We start from the raw sequence: 24,903 nt of genomic DNA, 5'->3' as shown, positions 1-24,903 counted from the left end.
GCGATCCTCGCCACACAGCGACCGGTCGGCATGTTTTTCACCGCTATCGCCGCCCCAGGTCCGAACCGGCGAAGATTAGGTATCGACCTGCGTAACAGTGGTTTTGGCAAACAACAGGCCACCGTCGAACAGTGGCTCCCGGGGGTGCCGAACCTACCCGAAACGACCTCGAACTAGGAGAAAGTAAGCCCACCCAAAAAATCTTCGAAAAGTGGCCCTCCCCACGCGCACACAATCGCGGATCATCGCGTAGGATCATTCAGGTCGGCCCCTCCCCCCCGGGCCGACCTTACGCGGGCCTCGGCTAACTCCCCCCCTTCGCCGAGGCCCGCTCCCCATTTCCGGACCAGGTCAGACGGCCTGATCTGTATCGGGTAGCACTGATCGCCAGGCCGTAGCCAGCCGCTGATCGCGCACCCGCCCGGCGATCGCGAGCAACGGACGATCCCGCTCCCACCGTTGCTTGGTCACCGAATCCACCGACGCCCACAGGGAATCCAGCTCCGCCAGCAACCGGGCGACGTACTCGAACGTGCCACCCAGCGCGATATGCACGCCCGGCGAACTCGGCGCATCGATATCCAGCCCGCGTACCGCAGCCACCACGGTGAGCAGTTTCTGCAGCACCGTCTGCGGCCAGTCCGACGCACGCGCCACCCGAACCAGCCAACCGAGCGCCGCCGCGAGCACATGCACGTCCTCGATCGTGCGGAACGGCTTGAGGTAATCCAGGTAGCCGTCGCCCGGCAACACCACTGCCGCAACATCTGTCAGCGTGACCATGGCGTGCGGGATCTCCGGCGCGAACGGGGTCGTAGGCAGCTTCGTCACTGCCACCCCGGCCTCGCGCACGTCGACCGTGGTGGCGCGCAACCGATTCCGGCCGGTGTCGTCCGTGCCCACACTGGCGAGCACCACCAGGCGCTGCGCCAGCATGCCCAGCGTGGCAAAGGTTTTGGTGCCGTTGAGCCGGTAGCTGCCGAGTTCTTCGGTCAGCGTGGTGTGGATCGCCGACGGATGCCCGCCGCCCGCTTCGGTCGCGCACAACGCAACCAGCTCGTCGGCGGGCAGATCGGGAATCAGCGTGCGCACCGCCTCCTGATATCCGGACAGAAACGCATAACCGAGCCGGTCGGCGCCGAATCCACCGGCGATGGCGACATCGACCGGTTTGCCGAATCGGTTGGCGGCCACCCGATGTCGCGTCCAGGCGGCGGCGACGTCGTCGAGCGGGGTCGCGGCGAGGGGTTCGGTCAGCAAGAAATCCAGCACGGAGTCCACTCCTGCACGGTAACCGGCATCCGACCCGACGGGCCTCCGTCACCCGGCGACGCGTGCGGCCCCCGGCTGGGCCTGCCAGATCCGGCTACGCAGATCCGTGCCGCGAATCACCTGGATCCGCCACGGGTCCAGCCGCAGGATCTGCAGTTTCGGGTCCTGCGGCCCGCGCCAGAACTGGCCGAGGTCATACCCGGCGCCCGGCGGGCTGGTCTGCCGATACAGCTGCCAAACCCGCTGCCTGGTCTCGGGCGCGTCGACCCACTCGGCCGTCGCGTCGACCGCCACCGAGTTGTTGCCCGGTGCCCAATAGGAGAAGTTCACATGGGGATTGGCGGCGATGTGGGCCGCCTTGATCGGCGTCTTGTAGGTGGCCAGCCAACCGAGCGGCTGCCCGTCGGCGTTCTCCCAGACCGGGATCAGCACCCTGGTCCGAGGACGGTGCTGCCGATCCACCGTCACCATGGTGGCGTAGCCGATCCGCCCGACGTAGGTGTCGAATTCCGTCTCGATGTCGGCGAACGACGCGACCTTGGTCATGCCGCAGCTCCTTCCGTGCTACCCGTCACAACGGCCTGTCTGCATACCGACGCACTCACGATCCGTCTCCTCTTTTCTCAGCCGGTCCGTCCGGTTACTTCTAGTAACTGACAGCATCATGCGTCACCGGCGCTGACCACGGAAGACGGCACTTTCGAGTCCCTCGGTTACCGCACGGATACCGACATCCCGCTCACATCGGCAGCCGGAGGGTCGCCCGGCACAGCATTGGTGACTGTCCGGCAACCCACGGCGCTGCACATGCGCGTTCCGCCGGCGAGCGGTAACACTGAAGAGTCACATCCGCTGCGAAAGGAGCCTGACCTGTGCCAAAACCAGACGAAGCACGCAAAAGGGCACTTTTCGACAACGAGGCCAGATTGTCCTGGGTGCTGGCCGCATTGGCCGGATTGATCGGTGCCGCGGCATTCATGCATACCGCTGGCTACTTCGTCACGTTCATGACCGGCAACACCGAACGCGCCATCCTCGGCCACTTCCACGATCAGACCGACACCGCGGCCGCCGCGGCGGGCCTGCTCGGGTCGTTCGTCGGTGGTGTCGTCGTGGCCTCTTGGTGCCGCAGGCGCTACTGGTCCGGGCATCCGCACGGGCCGACCCTGCTGACCACCTTCAGCCTCGCCACGGCCTCGATCATCGACATCATTCGGTTCCAGAATCCCGAGACCGCCTCCATCGACTTCGTGCCGATCCTGTTCGTCGCGTTCGGCGTCGGCGCGCTCAACACCTCGTTCGTGAAGGACGGTGAAGTGTCGGTACCGCTCAGCTACGTCACCGGCACCTTGGTCAAGCTGGCCCAGGGCATCGAACGCCACATGAGCGGTGGCGATTACGCCGACTGGCTCGGCTACTTCCTGCTCTACCTGAGTTTCGCGCTCGGCGCCCTGCTCGGTGGCCTGCTGAGCATGCTCGTCGCCGGCTGGGCCATGCTCATCACCGCCACCGTCGTCTGCTTGATCGTGACCGGCTACACCTACCTGCATCTCGATCGGCACGGACCGCTCTCCGGCGACTGACTCCCGTGCACTCGTCGGTCGCGCCGGTTACGGTGGCCGCGTGGAGGAGAAATTCGGGGTCGACGCCGACCAGTTCGCGGCGCTCGTCCTGCACCAACTGACCGCCAGCGGCGAGCACGACGCGGAGTACCACCCCGACGACTTCAAGATCGTCGTCGGCAGCCTGGACCTGTACCTCAGCAATATCTTCCGGGAGACCGCGGAACTCCCGGAGGCCGAGCGGGACGGACGAATCGCGAACTTCGTCGCCAGCATCAAGGACGACGACCAGCCGGACACCTGGCCCGCGGTCCGTGCCATGCTGCGACCGATCCTGCGCCCCAATACCTTCGGGATCAGCACCCCGACCGACGGCATGCAGCCGATCACCCGCCCCGCATTCCCCTTCATCGACGAGTTGGTCGCGGTCGACAGACCCCACTCCCGCTCGATCGTCTCCACCGCGACATTGCAAGGCTGGGGCGTCAGCGCAGACGAAGTGTTCGCCGCCGCACGCGAAAACCTCACCGCCCTGGTCGGTTCCACCGGATACCAGGGATCCGGCCTGATCCGCTTCGCCGACAACGGCGACGGCTACTGCACCTCCTGGCCCCTGGTCCCCGGCTGGCTCGCCGCCTCCGGCGACGGCACCCACCGCCCCATCGCCTTCATCCCCGACGTCGACACCCTCATCATCGTCCCCGACCTCGACGACCTCGCTCCCCTCTTCGACCACGTCGAACAGCAATACCGCGACGCAGTCCGCCCCATCTCCCCGCAGGCGTACACAGTCGACGACCACGGCACCGTCATCCCGCTGGACCAGTCCCCCGACCACCGCCACCGCGCCCAAGCCCTACGCGCCCGATGTGGTTTAGCCGTAACCGAATACAGCGCCCAGGCCACGGCCCTGGAGGAGGCAGTAGACCTCCACCTCGCCTACCCCGACCACGACGACCTGGCCCCCGCCTTCGCAGGTTCGGTCATGTACGTCTCCGACGAAACCGGCCCCTACACCGCCACCATCTGGGGCAAAGACGTCGAATACCTCCTCCCCGAAGCCGACCGAATCATCTTCTGCACAGAGGAAAACGGTCAAATGACCACCCTCTTCGAAGCCCCCTTCGCCGCAGTAGCAGAGATAGCGGGCCTGACCCCGATCCCCAACATGACCCCCCGCCGCTACGAAATCCGCCACTGGCCAACCCCCGAAACCCTGGCCCGCCTAGAGGCCGCAGCAATCTCCCGCTGAAACAGCGAAGAGCACCCAGCCCGTCCACTCAGGATGGGTTGGGGTGCTGAGGTTTTCGCCTGATCAGCGATGAGAGATGTACCCATGAAGGGGATCTGGACCCCGTTTCAGAGTGAGGAAAGCCTGGAAGGTGGTCCCGAATCGAGCCTGGCTAGCGGTCAACGAGCCAGCGCAGAACCGATAGGTGGACCAACCAAGCAGACCTGGGAAGCGATTATGGGTAGGCGAACCGGGGAGGCGCCCCTGGGTAAACCTGCCCGGCAATCAAACGACCCAGCACACGGTCCGGGATAGTTCACCTAAAAGGGGGGTCCGGGGGGCGAAGCCCCTCCGGGGCGGGGTGTGGGGGCTCCGCCCCCACAAGACACGAACGAAACGAGCCCGGCACGCGCTTTTTGCGTGCAGGGCTCGTTGACGAGTGAAGTGGAGCCTAGGGGAATCGAACCCCTAACCCCTGCCTTGCAAAGGCAGTGCTCTGCCAATTGAGCTAAGGCCCCGAGTCAGCGGGTGGTGACCTCGTGCCACATGTCCGCGTCGTTGCGCTGACGCAGCTTCGAGATGCCGATGAGAACCGCGACCACGGCACCTACCGTGACAAGAAACTTCATGGTTCCCACCCTACTGTGATGTTCGGGAGTGGGCCTGGGAGGACTTGAACCCTGGACGTCACTCTCACAAAACCCCTGATCAAACGCCTCTGTCGCCGAGTAATCGCACATCAACAGACATTTCAGGGCACTTCATTACATTTCGCGACCCAAACTACCACTCTCCTGATGACGTCGTCATCACGCAGGTCAGCGTGTTCGCCGGCCTGCGGGTTGATGACAGCGCCGTCAACCGCCTGCCCTCCTCCGCCGTCCGCCCGCATCCACCACTGCATCTTGGCGAGCAGAGTCCCGGTCTTATCACACTGCCAGCGCGAACATCTCGGCGCCCACCCGCGCCAGCCTGCCCGCGATCATCTCTGCCGCCAGCTCACTCGCAGCGTGGTCGTTGTGACCGTAGCGAAGACAGTCACCGATTCATGGCCCTGCGTTGCGCGACGCCACGAAGAATTCGGGTCGAGACGACCTCGCACTGCCAGCACCTGGTTCTGCTCATTGGACCCGCGGCGAGAACGGAAACGGAGAATAACGAGACGTCGACCAAGGTATCGATCTACGCCGACTACGAAGGTCACCGCACACACGGCACCTACGACCGCGTCACAACCCGGATCGACATCACATCGGGCCCGCTCGCGGGACGGAGCTTCAAGACACCGACCGGCGCAGCCGGGGCCGTAGTGGCGCACTACAAACCGACCGTCAGCCCCAACCGCAACGGATGGATCTTCTGGGTCCTGGATGACGGGTCAGGCAAGACTCTTCAGAACATCCGACACTCAGCATGAATGCGGCCACAAAAGAGCACCACCGCGCCGACATGATGGACGACATCCGAGTGGCAGGGCACGCCATCCAGATCCGGCCCCACTTCGCCGCGAGCACCCCTCAGCGACACTGTTCGCCCAGCAATGCCCGACTAAATCCGGCTTCCCTCCACCGACGCGGATGGAAGGGCGCTCGATCCGGTGTCGACGAAGATATGCTATCGACACATGCGCATGCCATTCGCATGTACGCTATAGATATGGTCGTTGCGATTCAGATCAAGGACGTGCCCGAGGAAGTACGGGACGCTATCGCCGCACGTGCCGCGGCCCGCGGTCAGTCCACTCAGGTGTATCTGCGAGCCCTGCTGGAGCGAGAGTTGCGTGCCGAGCGGAACAAGCATCTGCTTGAGAGCTTGACCGGGCACCGCAGCCTCGGCATAGACGCTGAGGATGTTGTCGAGGATATTCGTGGCGGCCGCGAGGACGACGAGTGATCGTCGTCGACGCGAACGTGATGGTTATGACCTTGTCCAGCCCCGCGGCACAGGGCAACACCGCGCGAGCCGCGATGCTCGCCGACGACGACTGGATCGCTCCCGCGCACATGCCATTGGAGGTGCTGCGCACTCTCCGCAAAGCGGTGTTGGGCAATCACTTGACCGCCAACGACGCCGACGCCGCGTTCCGAGCGCTCGCCGCGATGCAGATCGTCTACATCGGAACCGATGCTGCACTACTGCACACGGTCTGGGCGATGCGCCACAACGTCTCGGTATACGACGCGGCCTACCTAGCGGTCGCCGCCCTGCACGATGCTCCGCTCATCACCTTCGATGCCCGGCTGGCCAAAGCCGCCGAACAGACCAAGCCGGACATCCGAGTCACCCTGCTCTGACTATTGACAGCAATGGTTCGAAGTGCGGCGGCGAATGTAATCATGACCATCCAGCTCGGTTGAGACAGCGTGCGCGGTCGTCCCATGAGCTGAGGGAATCACCTGCGGGGCTACATTTCCGCCCAACAGCCGGGCACACTGTGTGCCCGTGGAACAATTTCCCGGCGAACTCGACACCCTGCGCGCAGAGAACACCAGATTGCGAAATCTGCTCCGGCTGACCGAGCAACAGTCACGTGCGGCGGCACCGGATCAGACCGCTTCCGAGACGCCGGTCGATATGCAATCGCCACCGCAGGCCAAGGTCAAGTTCTACGCCGAGCTGTTCCAGTGCCGGTCCGACATCTACGCCGTCCGCTGGGAGAATCCCCGCGACGGCCGGTCAGGGTGGGTTCCCGCGATCCGCGGTCGCTGGCACAAAGGCATGTCCCCATCCGAAGCCTCGTACCTGCAGCTCACCGAAGAGGTCATCGCGCGGCATCTGCGCGGTGAACATCACATCGGCCTGTACCCACTAACCGACGACGACACATGCTCATGGGTAGCGGCGGACTTCGACAAAGACACCGCCATGCTCGATGCCCTCGCCTACCTGAAAGCCGCTCGCGCCAAAGATATTCCCGCTGCGCTCGAGGTCTCGCAATCCGGTCGTGGTGCACACGTGTGGATCTTCTTCGCTGACTCCACCTCGGCGGCTTCGGCGCGTCGGATCGCTACCGGGCTGCTCAGCGAAGCAATCCGGTTGCGTGGCTGTATGAACCTGTCCAGCTATGACCGGCTGTTTCCGTCGCAGGACACCCACACCGGACGCGGCGTCGGCAATCTGATCGCCGCCCCCTTGAGCGGCGCCCGCCGCCAACATGGCACCACAGTGTTTCTGGACCCGGCGACCCTCGAACCGTTCGACGACCAATGGGCATACCTGTCCAGCATCGCGCGACTGTCCCCGAGACATGTTGCAGCACTGGCCACCTCGCTGCCGCAGCCGAAATTCGGCCACGACGTCCGCCGTTTGCAGATGCCGACCTCGTCAAAGATCGTGCCCCGACCCGCGGCGCTTGTCCGCGCGTCGTTCGGTGCCAGGATCCAGCTGTCCGCGACAGACTTGGGTCCGGCGATGATCTCCGCAGTCAAACACGCCGCCTCTATCCCGAACCCGGAGTTCTTCACCCGCCAGCGAGCACGCCGAAGCACCTGGGACACACCCCGGTTCCTGCGCAGCTACGACGAAACACTCGATGGCGACTTGATCCTGCCCCGTGGACTACTGCCACTGCTGACCACAATCATCGAGTCTGCGGGAAGCACGCTGCATATGGAGGACACACGCATCGAAGGCGTTCCGCAGCACCTCAGCTGCTCGGCAGAGCTACGTCCAGAACAGAACCAAGCACTGCGCGCCATCGAAGGCGCCGACACCTGCCTCGTCGTGGCACCACCTGGCACCGGCAAGACTGTCATCGCATGCGCAGCCATCGCCGCTCGAGCAACCTCCACCCTGATCGTCGTCGACCGAAAAGCACTGGCCGATCAGTGGCGCACCCGGATCGCAGAGCATCTCGGCGTGAAATGCGGGCAGATCGGTGGCGGCCGATCCAAAACCACCGGCGCCATCGATGTCGCCCTCCTGCCCACACTCGCCCGCAGATCGAATGTCGACGAACTGACCGCTGGGTACGGGTTCGTCGTCGTCGACGAGTGTCACCATGTCGCGGCGATGGCCTTCACCGATGTTCTCAACCGGATCCCGGCCAAGTATTGGCTCGGCCTGACGGCCACACCGTATCGCCGTGACAAGCTCGATGACCTGATCTACCACCAGCTCGGCTCGCACACTCATACCATCGAAGCCGCCAAAGCCGGCCACCTGCCATCGAACGGCACCGCACCGGCCCCGCACCCTGTCCTGCATGTTCATCCCACGCAATTCGCCTACAGCGGAGACGCCGACCCCGCACAGCCTGGCGGAATGGCGATGATCTATCGAGCCTTGATCGCTGATAACGACCGGTTGCAGCAGATCGTCACCGACGTCGCCGAAGCCCACCGCAACGGTGCGAACATCCTCGTGCTGACAACCTGGATCAACCACCTCACCGCACTCGTCGACCGACTCACCGACGCGGGGCTCGACAACATCATCGTTCTACGCGGCGGTGTGGGCGCACGTGAACGAAAATCGCTGGCCGACACCATCTCCGCTCGTCTTGCCCGTGGAGCCCCGCTGCTGATCGTCGGCACCGGACCCTACATCGGAGAAGGCTTCGACTGCCCCGCCCTGGACACGCTATTCCTGGCTGCTCCGGTGAAGTTCAAGGGCCGTTTGGTTCAGTACGTCGGCCGCATCACCCGACCGCATCCCGGCAAAACCGCCGCCACCGTGCACGACTACTACGACGCCCGCACACCCGTCATCGCCAAGACACTCCACGACCGCGCACCCGGATACACCGAGCTCGGCTTCCCAGATCCCCGCAAATGCCTCGACACCTGACAGCACCACGACTGACCCGAAACCTGTGGTCATATCAGTGTGCTCGTGCCGACACGCCGCTCTAGGATTGCTCGGTGCATTCCTGATGGGACGTCACGATTACCGACTCGGGCAGATTCGCCCGCACCCCGCGTGCGCAGCGGCTGAATGTGGTTACTAAACCTGCTGTTCGAGCGGCCGGTACCCTCTCGATCGGTTTGTTCATACGCAGGGTGACGACCGCCTCGGGGGCGCCAGCGGTGCAGATCGTGCACAAACGCGGGCGTACCGTCGCAGGCATCCAATACATCGGCTCGGCCCAGACCGACGAAGAACTCGCCCTGCTATTGGCCCAAACCAGAGACCGTTGGCATGTCGGTCAAGGCGTGCTGGCGCTGCAGTTATCTACCGAACCGGGCCAGCCCCGGTCGGCTACTACCGTGACCGTGACCGTGACCGTGACCGCATCGACGGTATCGTCGCAGACACTGCGCAGCGCCTATCAGCGGCTGGGGTTCGACGAGGTCGGCGACGAGGTCGGCGACGAGGTCGGCGACGAGGTCGGCGACGAGGTGGTCGGCCACGCTGGTGTTGACTCGGATCATCGAGCCGACCAGCAAACTCGACACCATCGGTGTGCTGACCGAAATGGGCGTCGACGCGTCGTCAAGATCCACCGTCACCCTGTCCCGGATCGGCGTAGGAGACTGTCGAGACATAGTGGCCGAAAATGTTTCCAGCACACACATGCCGTTGGGATCGCGCTGGTGCTCTACGACGTGACGACCCTATATTTCGAGGCGTAGAAGGAAAACTCGCTACGCAAATCCTCACACGAGCAAAAAACGGCGCCTGGACCCGTAGATCGTGATCGGCTTGCTTCACCGCACCGCGCCATCGAGTAAATCGGCGACTGTCCGGGTGGACGCCTCGATTCTTGGATCATCCGACGTGCCGCGGAAACGACATAATGGTTCCATCCGCACGGCCGCCGCCTCGTCGCTGGCTACTCTTACCAGCAGCCGGTTCTTCTCGGCAACTGGAGGATCGCCGGAAGCCACGACTCAGCGTCGCGGTCCCACTCCTCGTCCTCGTCCTCGCTGCTCATATCCACCAGAATGCTCTTGCCCGCAGCCCACGCCGCCACATGGCCGTCGAGACAGTACTGCTCAGCACTATCGAGGTCGAGCACGCGCTTTCAGCGGTCGCAGCATGATCCGCCGCGAACCCCAGTTCGCCAGATACAGGTGCGCGTCGTAGTACCGCTCCATCATCCGGCCCGCGTTGCCCCCGGAAGTTGCCCCAGTGGTACGCGTTGACGAACGTAGTGCTCATGATCCGAGCCCGCGTCGACACCTCCCGCACCGCCGCCTGCTGCCGGTCGTCCAACGGACGGTCGACGGCCACGAACTCGTAGCACTGGTACTCGCTCACCGCCACTCCGATCGCCACGATACTGCCCACATCGTGATTCTCATTGCGGCACAGAGTAACTCCCCGCCAAACCGGTGTCTCGCCGCACCGAATGTCCGTCCGACGTACCCGACCCTCACGGATCCCACCGGCATAGTCTGCCGTCAGCAAACGACAATGCGGACTACAGCGGCAGCGGCCTCGGTTTGCGATCCACCGACAGTTCTGTTACTCTGTACGACTCGGATCGCCCGGGTGCCCGATGAGGCTGATCCCGGTGGGTGAACCTTGCACGACCAGCTCACACATCCCGAGTGCGCCGTGCCGCCGGATCCGGCGTGCTTCCACCTTCGACTGCTGATGGACCGGCGAACCTCCGCCATCGGATCAACCCGCCTCCGCCTGCACATAAGGTGTGTACCGCAACGCATCCCCCCTGCACTCCGGAGGTTCTACGTGCCCGATGCCGCCTACCGCCTGTCGTTCACGACCGGAGGATTGCTGCGTGTCGAAGGCGCGGCGGTCGCCGAGATGCTGCTGTCCGCACCGGACGCGGCGACGGCACGGGCGAAGGCGATCGCGAGCAATGTGGTGCAGCAGCGCAGCGCGGCCTCCACCTCTCGGGTTACCAGGGAGGTGCTGCAGCGCTTGTCCACGCTGCCGCAGCCCGGTCTGGAGCTGCTTGCGCACGGCGCGGTCGACGATGGCAGGCATCTGATGTGGTTCGCCGCCTGCGCGCGATATCGGTTCCTGCGGGATTTCGGCCAGGCGGTGCTGCGCGAGCGTCCCATCGTGACCCCCGCCGACTTCGATACATTCTGGAATTTACAATCCGCCTGGGCGGACGCGCTGCGCGATGCTACGGTGTCCACGCGAATCAAGTTGCGGCAGAACACCTTCCGCATGATTCGTGAGGCGGGGTATCTGGATGTCGATGGACAGGTTCGGCAGGCGCAGCTCGGGTCGGCCGTGGTGGCGGTGATCCGTGCCGCCGACCAAGAGCTATTTCTGAGTTTTCCGATGGACACCGCGCGGCTGCGCGCGGTGGCGCAGCAAAGGGGGCGCTAGATGGTGCGTAAGGCGGAGGTGCTGACCTTCCAGGAGCGTTTCGACCATGCTTACCTGGTGCTGTCGTCACCGAACTTCCTGCAGATGAAGGGCTTGGTCAACGAGGTTCCATACTTCATCCTGACCTACGCGCCCGGCGATGAGCCGCGGGTCGGCGCCGCACGCGGCCGACTGGTGACCCGGCTGCGCAGCGCGGGTATAGATGTCTGCGATATCGATCTGTGGTCGGTGGCGACCGACCTGTGGCGCGGAACCGGCGTGCTGGAACAGATCCTGGCCGCCGAATCATCGATGCCGAAAACGACCTTCGCGGAGGCAGTCGGCAACGTGGTATCCCCCAGCACCCATCTGGCGCCACGGATCGCCGAGATCGTGCACGACCAAGTACCGCCGCCGCAGCTACTGCTGCTGTCCAATATCGGCAGACTGTTCCCACTGGTGCGCGCGCACACAGTGCTCCATACGCTGCAACCGCTGCTGGCTGACCGTCCGGTGGTGTTGATTTTTCCCGGGTCCTACCAGCAGTCCGCGACACAGGGTTCGGCGCTGGAACTGTTCGACCAGATGACCGACGACGACTACTACCGTGCATTCGATCTGCTGGACCAGGAGGTTCCCCGATGCTGATCAACGACATCCTGGCCAAACCGATCGACCGCGCGCTCGACGGCGTGGTCAAGGCCTCGAACGTCGCGCAACTGCGCACCGAGGTCAGTGAATATGTTGTCACCTCCGAGATCGCCCAGCACCTGGACACGCTGCTCGAGGTCTACACCCATCCCGGGGATCCGCAGTCCAACGGTGTGTGGATAGCCGGCTTCTTCGGTTCCGGTAAATCGCACCTGCTGAAGATGCTCGCGCATCTACTCGGTGAAGTTCGCGACAGCGCGATCACCCGTGTTGACGTGGCAGCGGAGTTCGCGGACAAGATCGATGAGAATGACGCCCTCCTGCGGGCTGCGCTGCAGCGCTCGGTCTCGATTCCGGCGCGGTCGCTGCTGTTCAATATCGACGAGAAGGTCGACAAACACGAAAAGGATCAGGCCGACGCCCTGCTCAAGGTGTTCGTCCAGGTCTTTTATGAGGCGTGCGGCTACTTCGGTAAGCAACCTTATATCGCCCGCTTCGAACGTGATCTGGCCGGGCAGGGTCATCTCGCGGCATTCGAGGTGGCCTTTGAACGTCATTTCGGCCAGCCCTGGTCGCAGGGCCGCGAGCTGGCCGTCTTTGCCGAGCAAGCCGCGGAGCTCGCTTACACGGACGTCACCGGCACCACCGTGCACCAGCCGCTGACCGGCTATCGGGACAGCTATTCGGTGTCCATAGAATCCTTCGCCGAGGAGGTCGCGCAATGGCTGGCCACACAACCGGAACCGGGCCTGCGGCTGAACTTTTTCGTCGACGAGATCGGCCAGTTCATCGGTGACAACCAGAAGCTGATGCTGAGCCTGCAGACCATCGCGGAAAGCCTGTTCACCCATTGCCACGGCCGGTCCTGGGTGGTGGTGACCTCGCAGGAAATGATGGACACCATCATCGGCGACCGCACCAAAGGTCAGAAGATGGACTTCTCCAAAATCCAGGCGCGCTTCACCGTGCAACTCAAGCTGGATTCGAAGAACGTCCGCGAGGTGGTATCCAAACGCCTTCTGGCCAAGACCACCCCAGGCGCCGAGGAGTTGGCGCGCGTCTACGCGAGCAATGCCGACCGATTCCGATCGCTGTTCGCCTTTCAAGGCCAGCGCACCTACACCAACTACGCCAGCGCCGCGGACTTCATCGACATCTACCCGTTTGTGGACTACCAGTTCGAGCTCTTCCACGCAGCGATGCGCGGCTTATCCGATAACGACGGCTTCACGGGCAAGCATGCCTCAGTGGGTGAACGGTCGCTGCTCGGCGTGACCAAAGAGATCGGTTCAGCGCTCAAAGCCCAGCCGGTCGGGCGGTTGGCTACCTTCGACCGATTCTATGACGGCATCGAGAACTCGCTGCTCTCAAGTGTCAAGCACAACGTGCACACCGCGGAGGATCACCTCGATGGCCCGGACAAGGCGCTGGCCGTCCAGGTGCTCAAGGCACTGCTGTTGACCAAGTGGAACGACCAGTTCAACGCTACCCCGCAAGCACTGGCCGTCTTGCTGACCCCTGCGATCGACACCAACATCGCCGCGCTGCGCGAGGACATCGACCGGGCGTTGCAGCGGCTGGTAATCAACACCTACGTCCAACGCAACGGCTCGACCTACACCTACCTCACCGACGAGGAACAGGATGTCGAGAAGGCAATCAAGGCCGTTGAACTCAACGACGGCGCGGTCAAGCAACTACTCAACGAGGAGATCGTCGCCGCTGCCGCGATCGGCGCGAAGGTGCGCCACGACGCCACCGGCACCGATCTGGGGCTGGAGCGCTGGCTCGACGGAGAACGTTACGGCCGCAGTGAACCGCTCGGCATCCATTTCGTCACCTCCGGTGGCGATACTGTCGAGGACGTACAGCAGCGCTCGACCGGATACTCCGGAACGGTGTATGTGATGCTGGATCTGGATCAGCGCACCCTCGCGGAAATTCAGCTCGCGGTGCGCACCAAGGACTACTACCAGCAACAGCTGAAGAAATCGTTGCCCGACAGCCGCCGACGCATCCTCGATGCGCATGACAAACGCAATATCGTCCGCGAGCGCGAGGTGCGCGCCACGCTGCGAGCGGCAGTCGCCGCCGCTACCTTCGTGCAGAACGGCGGGGTGCTCGCTATCGCGGGCAGCACGGCCAAGGAACGGGTGCACGCCGCCTTGCAGATCGTGATCGAGGCGAAATACACCCGCATAAACGAGGCCCGCGGCGTTGTCAGCCTGGCCGAGCGTGACTTGACGAGCATCCTGCGTGAGAATCACACCCTGGATTTCCCGGTGACGTCCTCGCTGGACGCACTGACCCAGGCGGTGATCAATCGGCGCCGCCAAGAGAAGACCGCCGGACAGACCACCACCGTCGCCGCCCTCGTCGGCGAGTTCGGCAATCCGCCGTTCGGCTGGTCGATGCTTGCCGTACTGGTCGCCCTGGCGCACGGCGTCAAGACCGGGCGGGTCCGGTTGCATTTGGACGGGCGCGTCCTGGTGCGCACCGAAATCCCCGGCGAGCTGCGTAATACGGCCAAACATCGCAATATCATCGTCGATGAGGTGCGTGCCCAAGATCCGGCGAAGGTGCGCGCACTGCGCGCCTTCCTCACCGATTTCAGTGACGCCGCCGACCCGCCGTCGAGCACCGAGGATCTGGTGCGCCAGGTGCGGGCCCGTCTCGCGGCCACCCTGACCGAAGTGACGGACTGGATCCCTTTGAACTATCCGTTCGCGCCGCGCGTGCGCCACGCACACACCGTGCTGTGCACCGCCACCGAACAACACGACGACGACTGGTATCTCGACGGTTTCCTTTCCGGCCTGTCCGCCACCCTGCTGGATGTGAAGGTGGACGTACTCGATCCCGTGCGTGCCTTCCTCAAGGGTTCGCAGAAAAAGATCGTGGACGACGCCGCTACCTTCCTCGACACCGGGGCCGAGGAACTCGACCTCGCCGATACCGCCGAGATCGACCGACTGCGTGCGCTGCTCGACAACCCGAACTTCCTGCGCGGCAACGCCATCCCACAGATCAAACAGCTCACCGAGGAGCTATGCGGCCGAGTGTCTGCCGCGGTCGCCGCCGACCGCGCCGCCCTGCACGACAAGATCGACCAGCGGCGCGGCGTCCTGCGGGACGAACCGGCCTTCCGTGACGCCACCGTGGATGCGCAGACCGCCGCGGAAGCTCGGTTCACCGAACTACTCACCGAGATCGACGTGATGACCACCCGCGGTCAGCTCGCCTTCGCCGACGCCCGGATTCCGGCGAAGTACCAGGCGATCGTCGAAACGCTGCTCGCGGCGCATCCCGCCGATCCCGAGGACGACGCACCGGAACCGACCGGCCAGGAATCCGCGCCGAGCGGCGGCGGCACGCCCGAGCGACGTCCAACCACCTCCCCCTCGCGGCCGACCACGGTGCACCTCGGTGACCTCACGGTCACCGGGGCCCCGGCCATGCTGCGCACCCCAGAGCAAGTCGATATCTACCTAGCGGCGCTGCGCGACAGCCTGCTGGCCGCCCTCGCGCAGGGAAGGACGGTTATCCGATGAATACCGCCGCTTTGAAAGACTTCGCGACCACCGCACGCCGAACGCTGACCGAGCAAATGCGGACCCGCATCACCCATTTGCTCGCCGACTCCGGCGCCGCGTTGGAGTGTCCGGGCGAGATCGCGATGCTGCGCGCGGCGGTGGAAAAACGCGGCATCGATGGGGCCGCCGAAACCGCCGCCTACACCTGGTTCAACCGGCTCACCGCCGCCCGTTACCTGGACGTCGACAACTTCTCCGGCCCGTTCCGCATAGTCTCCCCCGAGCCAGGCTCGGTCTTCGCGCTGCCGGAAATCCTGACCCGCGCCCACGCCGGCGAGTTCCCCGACGACTTGGTGCCCACCGAAACCCAGGCCGCGGTCGGCGATCTACTGAGCGGCCGCCGGATCTCGCCGGACCCGGACCTGGAGGCATACACACTGCTGCTGCATGCGGTGTTCCGGGCCTGGTACACCCCACTGCCTGAAGTTTTCCCCGCCGCCGTCGATTGGATCCGGTTGCTCACCCCCACCGATATCCTCGCTCCCACCTCGGTGCGAGCCGCTGCGATTGCGGTGATGGACGAACGGGCTTGCGCCGATGTCGAAGTCGTCGGCTGGCTTTACCAGTTCTATAATGCCGAACTCAAGGCGCTGATCAACGAATCCAAGGTGCCGATCGACGCCGCCGAACTCGGCCCAGTGACCCAGCTGTTCACCCCGCACTGGATCGTGCGCTACCTGGTGGAGAACTCCCTCGGGCGGCTGTGGTTGCGGTCCCGTCCGACCAGCGGCCTGCGCGACCACATGCAGTACTACGTCGAACCCGTTGCCGGACAAGACGACACCGGCATCATGGTTACCGCCCCGGAACAGATCCGGCTGGTCGACCCCGCCTGCGGCTCCGGCCATATGCTCACCTATGCCTTCGACCTGCTGTACCTGATCTACGAAGAAGAAGGCCATGAGCCGACCAGCATCCCCCGGCTGATCCTGCAACACAACCTGCGCGGCCTCGAAATCGACGCCCGCGCAGCCCAACTCGCCTCCTTCGCACTGGCCATGAAGGCCCGCGAGCGCGACCCGCGCTTCCTGACCCGCAAGATCCAACCCGATATTGTTCACCTCACCCCGATCGAGTTCACCGAGGACGAGGTGAAGGCCATCGTGGCCGCGATCGCGGACCAGAACCCCGACACCGACACCGTCGAAGTCGCCCGCCTGCTGTACACATTCAAAGATGCCGACACCTTCGGCTCGCTGCTGCGCGTCGACGCCGCGGCCGTCGAGGCCCTCGCCGCCGACCTCGACGTCCTCGAACACGGTGCACACGCGCTGTATACCCACAACGCCATCGACCGGCTCACCGTACTGGTGCGCCAGGCGCGGGCACTGGTCGACCGGCAGTATCACGTGGTGGTCGCCAACCCGCCTTATCTGGGTAGCGGGAATATGGGTTACCTGCTGTCGGAGTTCGCCAAAAAGCAGTACCCGGAGACCAAGGCTGACCTGTACGCCATGTTCATCCAACGCAACGCCGAACTCGCCACAGCCGCCGGTTCGGTGGCCATGATCACTATGCACTCGTGGATGTTCCTGACCTCCGTACAAGAAGTTCCGAGCGAATCTGCCGAGTTGGGGCTACCTGAGTTCGATGGCGCATCTGGGCACCCGCGCCTTCGATTCGATCAGCGGTGAAGTGGTTCAAACCACCGCATTCGTGATCGACACAGAGAAACGTCCGGGACACAAGGGGGTGTTCATTCGGCTGGTCGATGGGAAGAACGAGGCCAGCAAAAGGCTCGCATTGAGTGACGCGGTCGTTGGATCGAACAATTCGATCCAATATGTGGCTGCGATGAATGATTTCGCGTTAGTGCCTGAATCGCCGATCGTTTACTGGCTCTCAGATGCGATGAAAGCGGCCTTCGGTAAGGGCACGCGGCTCGCGGATATCGCCTCTCCCAGGCAAGGACTTGCGACTGCGGACAACGATCGCTTCCTTCGGCAGTGGTTCGAGGTTTCCGGCGATCGCGTCGGATTCGGGATGACCGACCGGCGGGCCGCCGAGGAATCCCACCGGAAATGGTTCCCCCACAATAAAGGGGGTTCGTTCCGCAAGTGGTGGGGCAATCAGGACTACGTCATCAACTGGGAGAACGATGGTAAGGAATTGTGGGACTTCCGCCCACGTTCCGTGCTCCGCAACCCCGACAAATATTTCAAGCCGTGTGTCTCCTGGTCGAACGTCTCTTCTGGCGCACCAGCCTTCCGTCGATATCCGAGCGAGTTCATTTTCAGCCATGTCGGCCAGGCGGTCTTCGCTGCAGACGACACATTGTCCGCGCTGATGGGCTTCCTGGACTCTTCGGTCAGCGAACAGCTCCTCGCCATCCTGTCTCCGGCAATGCATTTCGAGGTCGGGCATATCGCCAACCTTCCGGTCATACCGGCAGATCAGTCGGTGGTCGGCCCGATCGTGGATGAGCTCACTGCAATTTCGCACGGCGACTGGGACGATTACGAGATTTCCTGGGAGTTCGACGCCAATCCGCTCGCGACATTGGGCGAGGGCCCGCTGGAGACGCACGCCAAGACCCGGTGGAATGCGGCATTGTCGGCGGCCGAGATCGCACAAGATTTGGAGGAAAGGAACAATCGATACTTCACCGACCTGTACAACCTCCAAGGTGAAGTCCCCTGCGATGTCTCCCTCAGTCGAATCTCCCTCACCCAAAACCCCTACTTCCGCTACGCCCACACCAAGGGCGCGAGCCGCACCGCCGACGACTACCGCAACCTCTTCAACCGCGACCTCGCCAAGGAACTGATCTCTTACGCAGTCGGCTGCATGATGGGCCGCTACAGCTTGGATCGTCCCGGTCTGATCCTCGCCGACGCGGGTGCCACCCTTGCCGATTTCGATCGGATGGTGCCCGATGCCCAGTTCCGCGCAGACGACGCCGGCATCATCCCGATTACCGCCGAATCCTATTTCGAGGACGATATCGTTGTCCGGTTGCGCGCGTTCTTGGCAGTGGCGTTCGGCCGCGAACATCTGGCAGCCAACGTCACCTGGCTGGAGCACACGCTGGGGAATGGGAAACCGATGTCGTTGCGGAAGTATTTCCTGGAGAAGTTCTACGACGACCACGTGAAGATGTACTCGAAGCGCCCCATCTATTGGCAGGCGTCCTCACCGAAGGGCGGCTTCAACGCATTGTTCTACCTGCACCGTTATACGCCCGCGACGCTGGGGTTGCTGCATCAGAACTATGCCGAGGACTATCTAGCGAAGCTTTCGGCCCGCATCGACACCATCGAGCATGCGCTGCCCTCGGCGGGTAAGGGGGAAGCAGCCAAGCTGGTCACTGAGCGTGACGACTTGGACACACAGATCCGGGAGGTGCGCGGATGGATCCAGGATCATCTGTTCCCGCTCGCCACCGCCGAGATCGCGCTGGATCTGGATGACGGCGTGAAGCAGAACTACCCGAAGCTGTCCGGCGTGGTGCGGAAGGTGAGCGGCCTGTGAGTGCGGTCGCGCCGACCCGGATCGCCGAGTTGCTGGCCGAACGTTTCGACGACACACCGGTGCTGGTGTGGCGCGACACCGAGGGCGAGTACGCAGCCGGCGTCGACGCGGTGGCCGAGGCGCTGGCCGGGCAGTTCGAGGCCGTCACCGTGCATCGGGTGTCCGGTGACGAATTCGGGGTCAAGTTCGGCCTGTACGCCGCACTTGACGCGGATGCGGCGGGCACGGCGAAGCATGTGGTGTACCGGGCCGGACCACGGGAGGCGGCGCGGGATAACTGGCTGCTCGATCTGGAAGTCGGATACGGGGTATTCACCGCGGACACCACTGCGATTCTCGTGCACGAATTGCGGCTGGACGGCCGCAAGATGGAAGGTGTGCTGGACGCGCATCCGCGGGTGCTCGATTCCCCGGCCGCGGTCGAGGCGGCGCGCGTCACCTTGGCAGAGTTGGACGCCAAGCTGGCGCCCGAGCTATTGGCCAAGCATCTGCGCGGCATCCTGAGCGCGACCGCGCTCGGCCTGCGGGGACCCGGTAGCCACCGCCTGCACCGGATCGTGGAGGCGCTGTTCGCGGATTTCGTCGCCGACGGCACCACAGGCTATGACGCACTGGTCGAGCATGGACTCGACGAGTTCCTCTGGACGGGTTGCACCGACATCTACGGCTACGCCGATCGGCAACCGTCGGTGGCGGGGCTGGCGATGTGGCTGTTCGAACAGGCGTGGCGGGATTGGCCCGACGCCACCAACGCGGCCAGGTTCGACTTCGAGCGATGGCGTGCCGATGCCGGTCTACGGCCGGTCTTCACGGCGCTGGCCGAACACGCACAAAGTGAACTCGGTATCGCTGAGCGCGTGCGGGGGGACTATCCATCCATCGAGCGGCTGGTGGAAGTCGACGTCTTCCCCATCGTGGACACCATCCTGGTTCAGGCGCTCACCGACGCGGTGCTCGGCAATACCGTGACCGCCGACCGGATCGCCGCACTGGTCCGCAAGCGCGCGCTCACCACCTGGTTCACCGGGGCCGAGCACGCGTATCGGGCCATCGAGACCGCTGCCGACTGCCTGGCCCGCATCGATGTGTTCACCCCCGCGATGGCCGACCCTGCCGACGGGGTGCGCCGCTACAGCGAGCAGTGGTGCGCGACCGACCGCGCCTACCGAACCTTCCTCTACCACCACGATCGCGCGACCGGTGACCTCACCGCCGCACTGATCACGCGGGTGGAGCATCGCTACACGACAGACTTTCAGCGGCCGCTGGCCGACGCCTGGCAACAGCAGGTGGACACCCTGAAGGAGTGGCGGATACCCGGTATCACGCCGCTGTCCGCTTTCGCGGTCCAGGATCTGCCCGCCAAGGCGAAAACGCTGGTGGTGATTTCCGACGCGTTTCGCTACGAAGTCGGCCTTGAACTAGTCGACCGGATGGCTGACCACCAATGGTTCAGCGCGAGCATCGAACCGCGGCTCGCGCCGCTACCGTCGTTCACCCAGCTGGGAATGGCCGCGTCGTTGCCACACAAACGGCTGGAATTGGTCGACGAGAACACTGTGCGAGCGGATGGCAAACCCACTGCGGGTTTGGCGAACAGAGCGAAGGTGTGGGCGCGCGCCGGGTTCGCCGCGACCGGGTTCGAGTCGGTGCTGCGGCTGAACAAGGAGGCGCTCGGCGAGCTGTGGTCCGCCCACGCCGGTGTGGTGGTCTACCACGACACCATCGACGCGACCGGTGACGAACCGAAAACGGATCTGGCGACACCCGAAGCCTGCCTGCGCGCGCTGGAGGACATTACCCGACTGGTAAACCACTTCAACAGTAAGGTCCGCGCCACCCGGGTGCTGGTCACCGCCGATCATGGATTCCTGTTCCAGTCCAGCCCGGTACAGGACGCGGGCAATCTGAGCGCTACCGCGCATGGTGACGATATCGTCTACCAGAACCGCAGATTCGTCCTCGGGCGCGGCCTACGCGCCGACCCGGCCTTCACCAAATGGCGGGCCGATCAGCTCGGCTACGACAGCGACCTCGAGGTGCTCATCCCCCGGTCGTTGTATCGGCTGAAGCGGCCAGGGGCGGGCTCGCGTTTCGTGCACGGTGGTGCCGCGCTTCCTGAGGTCGTGGTTCCACTGGTCGAATTGCGTCAAACCAAGCGCAAGAAAGACACCAGCGAGGTAGAGGTCGAGCTGGCCACGAGCAGCCAGACCGTTACCTCGAGCACCGTCCTGGTGACCCTGACGCAGAAAGAGGCCGTAACCGGCGCCCGACGTGGGCGCACGTTGCGGGTCGGGGTATGGGCCGACGGGAAAGAACTCTCGACGGTGCGGACCATCGAACTGGACAGCCGCACCGAGGACATCCGGGAGCGGGTCGTGACGGTCGAACTCATGCTCGGCGAAGAGGCGCAACAGTACAACGGTCGCACGGTGCAGGTCCGCGCCGACAAGATGATCGGCGGCACCGCGGTCGAGTACAAGACCACCACGGTGACTCTGCAACGCGGATTCGGCGGATTCTTCGACGCACTATGAACAACAGGCGACTCCACACCGAAAGGCGGTACCCTCGACAATGCCGGTGAACAGCAAGGGGGGCAACATGTTCGGTCACTATTTCAGGTGCCGTCACGAAATGGCTGCCGTTCGGGTTGTCCACACCCTTTCGGTAACACTGACCACGCCGACCGACCTGTGGAGGACGCCAGCCTGTGATCGAGACCAGCACCGCCCAGCCGCGTAGTCTCTCGGAGCTCGACGCCAAGGCGAACGCCATCTTTCCCAGCCTGGTGGTCCGCAAGGACCTCCCCGGCCGGGTCCGCGGTAACGCGGTCGTTCCCGGCTATGTGCTGGAGTTCCTGCTCGCGCAGTTCTGTGCCAGCGACGACGAGGACACCATCGAGCGGGGCATAGAAGCGGTCCGCGACGTGCTGGCCAAGCACTACGTACACCGCGGCGAAGCCGAACTGGTGAAGTCGACGATCCGTGACCGCGGCAGGCATCGGGTCATCGACAAGGTGACCGTGGTACTCGATGATCGCCGCGATATGCACACCGCAACCTTCGCGAACCTCGGACTCAGGGCCATCCCGATCGATGACGCCACCGTCAAGCGCAATCCGAAACTGCTCACCGGCGGCGTCTGGTGCCGGGTCGACCTGGAATACACCCCGGGCGATGCCGACGAAGGCCGCTGGTTCATCGCCGGGCTGCAACCGATCCAGTTGGGCCAGTTCGATATGGCCGAATATTTGACTCGCCGCGCCGAGTTCGGCACCGACGAGTGGATCGACCTGTTGATGCAGACCATTGGTTTCGCACCCGAACGGCTCTCGCACCGCGCCAAACTGATGCAGCTGGTGCGGCTCATCCCCTTCGTGGAACGCAACTACAACCTGGTCGAACTCGGCCCTAAGGGCACCGGCAAGTCGCACATCTATTCGGAGTTCTCCCCGCACGGCATGCTCATCTCGGGCGGTGAGGTGACCGTGCCCAAACTGTTCGTCAACAATTCCAGTGGTCAGATCGGCCTGGTCGGTTACTGGGATGTCGTGGCCTTCGACGAGTTCGCCGGGCAGAAGCGCGTCGACAAGTCGCTGGTCGACATCATGAAGAACTACATGGCGAACAAGACCTTCTCGCGCGGCGTGGAGACCATCGGCGCGGACGCATCCATGGTGTTCATCGGCAACACCAGCCGTCCGGTCCCGGCCATGCTTGCCCATTCGGATCTGTTCGAGGTGCTCCCACCGGCATATCACGACTCCGCTTACCTGGACCGTCTGCACCACTATCTGCCCGGCTGGGAAGTAGAGATCATCCGCCGCGAATTATTCACTGACGGTTATGGATTCGTGGTCGACTACCTGGCGGAGGCGCTGGCACACCTGCGCACCCTGGACTTCTCCGACGCCTACGCACCGCATTTCACCCTGTCCGAGGAGATCTCCACCCGTGACCGCGACGGCGTGCGCAAGACATTCTCCGGGCTGATGAAACTGGTCTTCCCGCACCGTGGCGCGACCGCCCAAGAGATCGAGCACCTACTGGCGTTCGCGATCGAGGGGCGCAAACGGGTCAAGGACCAGATCCTGCGGATCGACCACACAATGGACCAGGTCCGGTTCGGCTACGCGGACGCTGCCGGAACCTGGCACGATATCCAAACCCAGGAGGAACTGGACTACCCGCAGTACTTCGGCCACGGCGAAACCGACACTGACGGCCTCGTCCCGCCGCCGACACCGACTCCCTCGCCCGCCGACACAGCCGTCACCGAGTCGCCGTTGCGCACAGGTCTACTCGATATCCGGGAAAACACCCTCGGCCAGTCCTACCGCAGCCTGCTCATCCCACACCTGCGCGGGGCGACGGTTATCGATATTGTCGACCCATACATCCGGCAGACCCATCAGCTGCGCAACCTGTTCGAACTGTTGTGCGAAGTCGTCGCGGCGAAGTCGGAGGAAACCGAGATACGGGTCCGGCTCACCACTGTCGAGGAGACCAAGAACGCGGAGGTGCAGATCCTGCAACTGGCCGGCCTCAGCGAGATTCAAGCTGTCATGCAGGAAGCCGGAGTCGAATTCACCTGCGAATTCGGCGATCCCAAGAGCGAGCACGACCGCTGGATCGAAACCGACACCGGCTGGCGTATTCAGCTCGGCCGTGGCCTCGACATCTTCGAGCAGTTCGGTCGCGGCTTCGATCTGCGCGCCCAATTGCCCGAGCGACGCCGCACGAAGAAATTTACCGTCACCTACCTGCGCACGGACGCTGGTCAGTGACACCCTGTGTCGCGGTGCAATGTTGAGATCGCATCCCGCACGAGGGTGCAGGACATAGCGCTGTCGCAACGGACGCCACTGTATGTGGCGCGCATCCTTCCGATCGATGCCGGAGCTTCACCGTGCGGACGGGCTCCGGTGTCCGCGAACGCCCGGAAGTAATTCGCGCCGGTCCCGCTCGGTCGCGTATCGGGCGGCACCTCAGCTGCCGCCCGCGTAGCTACCAGCGGCCCCTCGCCGTGCAAGCTCGTGCATCGCCCGGCCAGCTCGGGTGGCCGAAGGGGATCGTCCCTGTGGCGATGACGTGCTACCTGGAGCGGACCGATATTCTGGCGCCCACCTTCGGCAACACGCTCGGGGTGCAGGGCTGATGCCGGTCAAGTTCTACGGCGACATGAACAACGACCCGATCGGAAAGACGACCACGGCGTCCAGGGGCCGTCGGAGCCGGTTCTTGGCTCGCTGCTGCGACCGCGTGCGCAAGGCGACGACGACTGCGAGCGCCACCGCGGTGCCAGCAACTGCTCGAACAACTCCCACTCATCGTTGTCGAAAATATCTATCTCCGGTGCGTCCCAGCGCGGTAACCGGGTTCCTGCGCGCGGGTTGTACGGGATCAGAGGTGTCGGACGCTGTTGTATCGCCGCCTGCATCCCCGCGCACAGAAACCCGTGCTTGTTCTGAATCGTCTTAGGCGCGTTGCCCTTGTCCTGCTCCAGATACACCACCCACACCGCATCAGTATCCTACGTGATCGCCTGAATCGGCAGAAACCCCATGAACTCATCGATATCGTTGCGAATGTAGCTGTGGTATATGCGACGGACATCCGAGACACTCACGGAATGCTTCGGCAGGTCCATCGATCCTCCGGCGGGCTGTTCAGTTCGCGATGAGGGATGCTGCGCGGTGCAGGATTTCAGGATCGTCAGCGTGGAGGTATCGGTAGCTCTGCGGTGGTCGAAAACCGGTCTCGGCGCGCAAATGTGTCAGGGTCGGTGGGGCGGTTAACGGGGTCGGATCGGTAAGAATCAACGCTGTAGCCGTCGAGGAACCTGAAAGGTAGGCGTCATATTCGGTGCGGCGCAACGCCATTCGTCGACCATA

At 63.8% G+C, this 24,903-nt stretch carries 18 protein-coding genes and 1 tRNA gene; 13 read left to right on the top strand and 6 right to left on the bottom strand.

Annotated features, from left to right (window positions below):
* Positions 1-351: 351 nt before the first annotated feature.
* On the bottom strand, positions 352-1,281 hold the full coding sequence (locus ACQPW1_RS00155; RefSeq protein WP_433660740.1) for an acyl-CoA dehydrogenase family protein: 930 nt from the start codon (positions 1,279-1,281) through the stop codon (positions 352-354).
* A gap of 39 nt (positions 1,282-1,320) precedes the next feature.
* Positions 1,321-1,818 (bottom strand): pyridoxamine 5'-phosphate oxidase family protein, encoded by a 498-nt coding sequence (locus ACQPW1_RS00150; protein WP_433660739.1) that lies wholly within the window; start codon positions 1,816-1,818, stop codon positions 1,321-1,323.
* Positions 1,819-2,144: 326 nt separating this feature from the next.
* Here ACQPW1_RS00150 and ACQPW1_RS00145 point away from each other — a divergent pair, with 326 nt between their 5' ends.
* Together ACQPW1_RS00145 and ACQPW1_RS00140 are read left to right on the top strand one after the other, a co-directional pair.
* The gene (locus tag ACQPW1_RS00145) at positions 2,145-2,855 is read left to right on the top strand and encodes a YoaK family protein (protein ID WP_433660738.1); all 711 of its coding nucleotides are present in this window, start codon (positions 2,145-2,147) and stop codon (positions 2,853-2,855) included.
* A 40-nt stretch (positions 2,856-2,895) separates the two neighbouring features.
* Positions 2,896-4,086: a hypothetical protein gene (locus ACQPW1_RS00140; RefSeq protein ID WP_433660737.1), complete on the top strand. Its 1,191-nt coding sequence runs from the start codon at positions 2,896-2,898 to the stop codon at positions 4,084-4,086.
* A gap of 424 nt (positions 4,087-4,510) precedes the next feature.
* Here ACQPW1_RS00140 and ACQPW1_RS00135 read toward each other — a convergent pair.
* A tRNA-Ala gene (locus ACQPW1_RS00135) sits at positions 4,511-4,583 on the bottom strand.
* A gap of 3 nt (positions 4,584-4,586) precedes the next feature.
* On the bottom strand, positions 4,587-4,694 hold the full coding sequence (locus ACQPW1_RS00130) for a DLW-39 family protein (protein WP_223884814.1): 108 nt from the start codon (positions 4,692-4,694) through the stop codon (positions 4,587-4,589).
* A 1,027-nt stretch (positions 4,695-5,721) separates the two neighbouring features.
* Between ACQPW1_RS00130 and ACQPW1_RS00125 the strand changes: the two genes are divergently transcribed.
* The 4 genes from ACQPW1_RS00125 to ACQPW1_RS00110 all read left to right on the top strand — a co-directional run bounded on the left by ACQPW1_RS00125 (position 5,722) and on the right by ACQPW1_RS00110 (position 9,638).
* Complete coding sequence (locus ACQPW1_RS00125; RefSeq protein WP_433660736.1) at positions 5,722-5,958, top strand: FitA-like ribbon-helix-helix domain-containing protein; 237 nt, start codon at positions 5,722-5,724, stop codon at positions 5,956-5,958.
* Positions 5,955-6,359: a type II toxin-antitoxin system VapC family toxin gene (locus ACQPW1_RS00120; RefSeq protein WP_433660735.1), complete on the top strand. Its 405-nt coding sequence runs from the start codon at positions 5,955-5,957 to the stop codon at positions 6,357-6,359. Before ACQPW1_RS00125 ends, ACQPW1_RS00120 begins: the two co-directional genes overlap by 4 nt.
* A gap of 148 nt (positions 6,360-6,507) precedes the next feature.
* A complete protein-coding gene (locus ACQPW1_RS00115) occupies positions 6,508-8,853 on the top strand; it encodes a TOTE conflict system archaeo-eukaryotic primase domain-containing protein (protein ID WP_433660734.1) in 2,346 nt (781 codons plus the stop codon).
* 212 nt (positions 8,854-9,065) lie between these two features.
* Positions 9,066-9,638: a hypothetical protein gene (locus ACQPW1_RS00110; protein WP_433660733.1), complete on the top strand. Its 573-nt coding sequence runs from the start codon at positions 9,066-9,068 to the stop codon at positions 9,636-9,638.
* Positions 9,639-9,844: 206 nt separating this feature from the next.
* Here ACQPW1_RS00110 and ACQPW1_RS00105 read toward each other — a convergent pair whose 3' ends face one another.
* Positions 9,845-10,024 carry a hypothetical protein gene (locus ACQPW1_RS00105; protein ID WP_433660732.1) on the bottom strand — a complete coding sequence of 60 codons (180 nt, stop codon included), beginning with the start codon at positions 10,022-10,024 and terminating at the stop codon, positions 9,845-9,847.
* Between the two features lie 677 nt (positions 10,025-10,701).
* Here ACQPW1_RS00105 and ACQPW1_RS00100 point away from each other — a divergent pair.
* The 7 genes from ACQPW1_RS00100 (at position 10,702) to brxL (ending at position 23,796) form a co-directional block, all read left to right on the top strand.
* Positions 10,702-11,313, top strand: a complete 612-nt coding sequence (locus ACQPW1_RS00100) for a DUF1819 family protein (RefSeq protein WP_433660731.1) — start codon at positions 10,702-10,704, stop codon at positions 11,311-11,313.
* Positions 11,314-11,940 carry a BREX protein BrxB domain-containing protein gene (locus ACQPW1_RS00095; protein ID WP_433660730.1) on the top strand — a complete coding sequence of 209 codons (627 nt, stop codon included), beginning with the start codon at positions 11,314-11,316 and terminating at the stop codon, positions 11,938-11,940.
* Positions 11,934-15,494, top strand: a complete 3,561-nt coding sequence (gene brxC / locus ACQPW1_RS00090) for a BREX system P-loop protein BrxC (protein WP_433660729.1) — start codon at positions 11,934-11,936, stop codon at positions 15,492-15,494. Before ACQPW1_RS00095 ends, brxC begins: the two co-directional genes overlap by 7 nt.
* Positions 15,491-17,170 carry a BREX-1 system adenine-specific DNA-methyltransferase PglX gene (gene pglX / locus ACQPW1_RS00085; protein ID WP_433660728.1) on the top strand — a complete coding sequence of 560 codons (1,680 nt, stop codon included), beginning with the start codon at positions 15,491-15,493 and terminating at the stop codon, positions 17,168-17,170. The genes brxC and pglX (ACQPW1_RS00085) overlap by 4 nt, the downstream gene beginning before the upstream one ends.
* Positions 17,127-19,007 (top strand): BREX-1 system adenine-specific DNA-methyltransferase PglX, encoded by a 1,881-nt coding sequence (pglX, locus tag ACQPW1_RS00080; RefSeq protein ID WP_433660727.1) that lies wholly within the window; start codon positions 17,127-17,129, stop codon positions 19,005-19,007. The genes pglX (ACQPW1_RS00085) and pglX (ACQPW1_RS00080) overlap by 44 nt, the downstream gene beginning before the upstream one ends.
* Positions 19,004-21,544, top strand: a complete 2,541-nt coding sequence (gene pglZ, locus ACQPW1_RS00075) for a BREX-1 system phosphatase PglZ type A (RefSeq protein ID WP_433660726.1) — start codon at positions 19,004-19,006, stop codon at positions 21,542-21,544. The genes pglX (ACQPW1_RS00080) and pglZ overlap by 4 nt, the downstream gene beginning before the upstream one ends.
* Positions 21,545-21,720: 176 nt before the next feature.
* Positions 21,721-23,796, top strand: coding sequence for a BREX system Lon protease-like protein BrxL (gene brxL / locus ACQPW1_RS00070; protein ID WP_433660725.1), 2,076 nt, complete (start codon positions 21,721-21,723; stop codon positions 23,794-23,796).
* Between the two features lie 882 nt (positions 23,797-24,678).
* On the opposite strand, the gene ACQPW1_RS00065 is transcribed toward brxL, so the two are convergent.
* Positions 24,679-24,891 (bottom strand): hypothetical protein, encoded by a 213-nt coding sequence (locus ACQPW1_RS00065; protein WP_433660724.1) that lies wholly within the window; start codon positions 24,889-24,891, stop codon positions 24,679-24,681.
* Positions 24,892-24,903: the final 12 nt, after the last annotated feature.

Origin of the sequence: Nocardia sp. CA-128927 (assembly GCF_050955855.1) — a bacterium.
Lineage (GTDB): Bacteria > Actinomycetota > Actinomycetes > Mycobacteriales > Mycobacteriaceae > Nocardia.
Note: the sequence above shows the minus strand (reverse complement) of the source record. Positions and strands in the feature narration are given on the sequence as shown.

What these genes read in the sequence shown, in the direction of transcription:
- pglX (WP_433660727.1), top strand. Translation starts at nt 17,127, where the DNA reads ATGGCGCATCTGGGCACCCGCGCCTTCGATTCGATCAGCGGTGAAGTG.
- pglX (WP_433660728.1), top strand. Translation starts at nt 15,491, where the DNA reads ATGAATACCGCCGCTTTGAAAGACTTCGCGACCACCGCACGCCGAACG.
- brxC (WP_433660729.1), top strand. Translation starts at nt 11,934, where the DNA reads ATGCTGATCAACGACATCCTGGCCAAACCGATCGACCGCGCGCTCGAC.
- ACQPW1_RS00150 (WP_433660739.1), bottom strand. Translation starts at nt 1,818, where the DNA reads ATGACCAAGGTCGCGTCGTTCGCCGACATCGAGACGGAATTCGACACC.
- ACQPW1_RS00095 (WP_433660730.1), top strand. Translation starts at nt 11,314, where the DNA reads ATGGTGCGTAAGGCGGAGGTGCTGACCTTCCAGGAGCGTTTCGACCAT.
- ACQPW1_RS00065 (WP_433660724.1), bottom strand. Translation starts at nt 24,891, where the DNA reads ATGGCGTTGCGCCGCACCGAATATGACGCCTACCTTTCAGGTTCCTCG.
- ACQPW1_RS00125 (WP_433660736.1), top strand. Translation starts at nt 5,722, where the DNA reads ATGGTCGTTGCGATTCAGATCAAGGACGTGCCCGAGGAAGTACGGGAC.
- ACQPW1_RS00130 (WP_223884814.1), bottom strand. Translation starts at nt 4,694, where the DNA reads ATGAAGTTTCTTGTCACGGTAGGTGCCGTGGTCGCGGTTCTCATCGGC.